Annotated in this window: 5 protein-coding genes and 1 pseudogene; all 6 read left to right on the top strand. The window is 35.2% G+C overall.

Annotation, left to right across the window (positions count from 1 at the left end):
• The coding region (locus tag ACFIO3_RS09440) for a hypothetical protein (RefSeq protein ID WP_375704362.1) at nucleotides 1-719 on the top strand (719 nt) is incomplete at its 5' end.
• Nucleotides 679-1,131 carry a hypothetical protein gene (locus ACFIO3_RS09435; protein WP_375608849.1) on the top strand — a complete coding sequence of 151 codons (453 nt, stop codon included), beginning with the start codon at nucleotides 679-681 and terminating at the stop codon, nucleotides 1,129-1,131. The genes ACFIO3_RS09440 and ACFIO3_RS09435, both read left to right, overlap by 41 nt.
• A gap of 191 nt (nucleotides 1,132-1,322) precedes the next feature.
• Entirely contained in the window at nucleotides 1,323-1,754 is a 432-nt protein-coding gene (locus ACFIO3_RS09430) for a hypothetical protein (protein ID WP_375704361.1), read from the top strand.
• Nucleotides 1,755-2,048: 294 nt separating this feature from the next.
• On the top strand, nucleotides 2,049-2,360 hold the full coding sequence (locus tag ACFIO3_RS09425) for a hypothetical protein (protein ID WP_375608873.1): 312 nt from the start codon (nucleotides 2,049-2,051) through the stop codon (nucleotides 2,358-2,360).
• A 144-nt stretch (nucleotides 2,361-2,504) separates the two neighbouring features.
• Nucleotides 2,505-3,299 carry a Rha family transcriptional regulator gene (locus tag ACFIO3_RS09420; RefSeq protein ID WP_375608874.1) on the top strand — a complete coding sequence of 265 codons (795 nt, stop codon included), beginning with the start codon at nucleotides 2,505-2,507 and terminating at the stop codon, nucleotides 3,297-3,299.
• A gap of 503 nt (nucleotides 3,300-3,802) precedes the next feature.
• Nucleotides 3,803-4,018, top strand: a pseudogene (locus tag ACFIO3_RS09415) (single-stranded DNA-binding protein); the annotation flags it as partial.
• Between the last annotated feature and the right edge of the window lie 183 nt (nucleotides 4,019-4,201).

Genomic DNA, 4,201 nt, shown 5'->3' with positions numbered 1-4,201 from the left:
CAAAAGCAGCAAAAGCTAGATGGGATAAAAACAAAGATAAAAGTAATGATGATGCACGTGCAATGCATGAGCAATGCTTGGAAATGCACAATAACAATAACATATATAATAAAAAAAATAAAACTATCGTTTTATCAAAAAAAGAAACTGAATTTGAAGATTTAGAAACAACCGATTTGGTTTACGAGCCAATCGAGGTTGATGCGATTGAAAGCCAAGAAGATCAAATCGCAACATCATCAGACAACCAACCTCCCATTCACGAGCAAGAAAACGTTCCGAAAAAAGCCAAGCGGGTTAAAGTCGATAGAGGCTGTCGATTGCCTGCGGATTTTGAACCCGATTACGATTTTGCAATCGAAGAGGGCTTTCCTCCAGAGCGAGTGAAAGTCGAAATCGCAAAATTTAGAGATTATTGGAATGCCAAGGCAGGTAAGGACGCATGCAAAACGGATTGGCAAGCAACATGGCGCAACTGGGTACGCAAGGCAATTGAAGATTTACAGAAAGGAAAAATTTATGGAAAGCCAAGCAATGAAAAAACAGTACAGCAGCGTGGATGGAGTTATCGCGTTGCACAGCACATGTCCAATATCAAAAATTCAGATAGTGTGTACAAATTTCTATTCGAGGATGACAACCGAACCACCATTCCATTGGAAAACGGGGCAAAAGCCATTGATTGCAGAAGCGGAGAGAATTACTTCATTAGTCCATGATGCGTTTCAAAAGCTTGAAAAGAAAGCAACCGAAGAAGAAATTCAAACAACGTATCTTGTCCTTTCAAATGGACTTAAGAGCCCCATGGGATCAGATGAGAAAGCGACAGCACTTGCGTATTTTTACGCTCTTGAAGGCATAAGCAGTTGGATATTGCAAACAGCAACAAAGAACGCTTTGAAAGGCAAAGCCGAGGGTTTAAACGCAACCTTTATGCCGTCAACAGCAGATTTTTATCGTTATTGCGCAAAACTTGAAAGCGATATTCGCTACCAAGCCAATCGCATTCTCAAGAACCTTGAAAAGCCGGAGATTAAAGCCACAGATCAAAAGCTGGCGATATCATTAGAGCGCATGGAAGAGCTAAAAAAAGAGCTTAAAGAGGTTTTAAAAGGGATTGAAGATAAATAGCAAATTAGTGAAGTTTGGTATTCATATTGGATTAGATATGCGTTTAAATTGACAGAAAGGCACCGTACAGAGCGATTTAAAGATTTTATGATAAAACCACATTGAAATTAAAAATGCTTCTGTACGGTACATTTTAAGGCAAATAAACCCATTGGTAAAGTTATGGATTTAGATAGGGGATATTAAACCAAATGTTTTTAAAAAAACGTAAACAGCCTATGCAAAAAAAGTTCGTTGCAACAGCGGTTGGATATACACCATGGGGATTAGGGGTAGCAGAGTATTTTTACAATCTCTATGAATACGAAGATGGATCAAGAGAATATGAGGAATTCGATGGTGGTCAGTATCATGATATGCCTAACAAAGTTGATTACAGTACCAAGGCTCAAGTGAAAGCGTGGGTTTATGGGGGTGATTTGCCAAGAAGTGTATTGAGTTGTGAACCTTTGATAGATGAGGTAAATGCGAAAATCAAAAAACGTATAGAGAAGGATTGTTTGATTTGTGAGATTACGAATGATGGGGAATGGGGTTATCCCTTGTCTTGTGAAGAGATGGATCGCGAGTTAGAAAAAGCGCTTGATATACAATTACGTAATTGTCAAAATGAAAAAAAGTGAAAAAAATAAAAAATACGTATTGACTTTAAAGAAAAGGTCGTTTAGGAAGATTGGCAAGTGCTTAAAAACCACTAATAACTAGCAGGTAAACCACGATAAGGTTTCTCCCATTTCTTAAAATACTGGCTGTCTTTTATGCTTTGAATAGCGTATGATGATTTATGTCGGGTGTGCTTATACCATACAATACCCTTCGCGAGGGAAAAGTATAAGCAACGGACTAGTTACCGTGTTTTTAGCACCCGGCGTCCTTATGGGCTGTCAATTAAAAACTCTAAATAACTAGGTGTTAAAATGGAAAAAAACGAAATCAACATCACTACAGATTTCTTATGTGATTTGTGGATGGTAGTGTGTAAAGAAGCTAATAGTGAAAATATTGATATTGATACTGAAGATAACTATCACATTTCTTTAGTGGAACTTATGGCTGCTCTTGAGAAAGTCTTGTTTTTTAAATTACAAAACGAAATTCCAAATTTTACAAAAATCTTAGCAATTATGACAGAGTTCGGTCAATCTGAACCAATTGAATCAATAGTTTCATTGCTAAAAATTTATAATCCTATTTTTGATAATGTGCATAGCCTAAATGAGGCTGCTTAAATAACGCTTAGGCGCGGCGGGGCGCCTGCTTTTTAAAGTTTATTAAATTTTTAGGCAAAAAAGATGTCACAATACTTAATCGATGTAAATCAAACAAATTTAACAAACGTAAATCAAATCAAAATAGATGATAGCATTCAAACGATGTCTAGTCGTGAAATTGCAGAGTTATGCGGTAAGCAACATGCGCATATTATGCGTGATATTCGGCAAATGTTAGGAGAATTATATCCTGAAGGGGGTCAATCCAAATTTGGATCCACCTATTTAGATAAACAGGGTAAGCCCCAAAACTGTTACAACCTTCCAAAGCGTGAATGCTTAATCCTCGTTTCAGGTTACAGCACTACCTTGCGTGCAAAAATAATTGACCGGTGGCAGGAATTAGAAAAGAAAACAGATTTAGCAAGTGCTTTAGAAAACCCTCTCTTTGTTAAGAAACTGCTTTTAGAAAGTGTTACACAAATAGAAAACTTAAGAAACGAAGTGAATACACTCAAACCAAAAGCAATAGCTCTTGATGGTTTAAAACGTTCCGATGGCTTGTTTGGTATCATAGATGCTGCAAAAATATTGGAAGTAAGGCCTAAGGATTTATCAGATTACTTACGAAGATATGGTTGGGTTTACAAAAGACTACCAAGCGGCCCATTATTACCATATCAAGATAAAATCCAAAAAGGATTAATGGATTGCACAGCCATTACTATTCAAAAAAATGATGGTACAGAAAAAACCGTACCATCAACTAAAATCACTTCCAAAGTGATTAGCTTGCTTAAGAGAGCAAATCTATGGAAATATGCAATAATTAACAAAAAAGCCGTATCCTTTAAAGACGCGGCTTTTGTTTTCAAAACCTATAAACAGATAAGAAACTCACAAATCACATATTTTGTGTATAAAAGCAAGTATATTTTTCTCAAATTGCATCTTTAAATGTATCATGCTACCATTAATTCGCAACGTCATAATGGCGTTGTATTTTAACCGTTCTTTAGGTTAAAACAATATTCCTCTTTAAAGATATCACAAAAGCCGTGCCTTAAATGACACGGTTTTTTGTGTATTAACGCTTGTAACTTTATACATAATGTACTATATTTTATATACAACTTGAGAAATTGAGAAAGCCTTGTTATGTATTTACGTAACGAGGCTTTCTTTTATACTAGAGGCTAGTTTTTTCTATTCAATTTAAATGCATTAAAGCCGTGCTAATTTCTTGACACGGCTTCTGTTTTGCAATGCATGAGTGTTATCTTGTTATTCGAAAGTATACGAACATCTCTTTATTGCACAAAACGTATCAAAACGCAATAAAAAAACAGCTTTTAAAGCTTAATCTTTTACATAAGAATATTGTTATTATTTATTGAAAATATTGTAAAAATACATAAAATATGTTATGATCTTTACATCATTTAATGGAACTTACAAACATGCTTAATAAAGTGATTTTAATTGGCTATCTAGCAGCAAAACCCGAGTGTAAAACAATGTCATCCGGCGCTGAGGTGGTCAATTTTCGAATGGCAACGTCTGAGAGCTATACAGACAAGGCAACCAATCAAAAAGTAGACAAAACCGAATGGCATTCCATTGTGGTGTTTAATCCACATCTTGCAAAAATAGCACTCCAGTATCTCAATAAAGGCAGATTCGATATAATATCAAAAAACACAATAAAGTCAATATGTTGTTTGCAATTATTTTATATGAATCCACTCAAGAATCCATCTTTTTATGCGTGTCTAAATTGATCATTTTTTATATAAGATTGGCATGTATGAATAGACCATAAAAAGCAAATCATGATGTAAATATTATAACGCATGTAA

The organism is Bartonella sp. AD328YNZD, from assembly GCF_042196425.1.
Note: the sequence above shows the minus strand (reverse complement) of the source record. Positions and strands in the feature narration are given on the sequence as shown.

What these genes read in the sequence shown, in the direction of transcription:
- ACFIO3_RS09430 (WP_375704361.1), top strand. Translation starts at nt 1,323, where the DNA reads ATGTTTTTAAAAAAACGTAAACAGCCTATGCAAAAAAAGTTCGTTGCA.
- ACFIO3_RS09425 (WP_375608873.1), top strand. Translation starts at nt 2,049, where the DNA reads ATGGAAAAAAACGAAATCAACATCACTACAGATTTCTTATGTGATTTG.
- ACFIO3_RS09420 (WP_375608874.1), top strand. Translation starts at nt 2,505, where the DNA reads ATGTCTAGTCGTGAAATTGCAGAGTTATGCGGTAAGCAACATGCGCAT.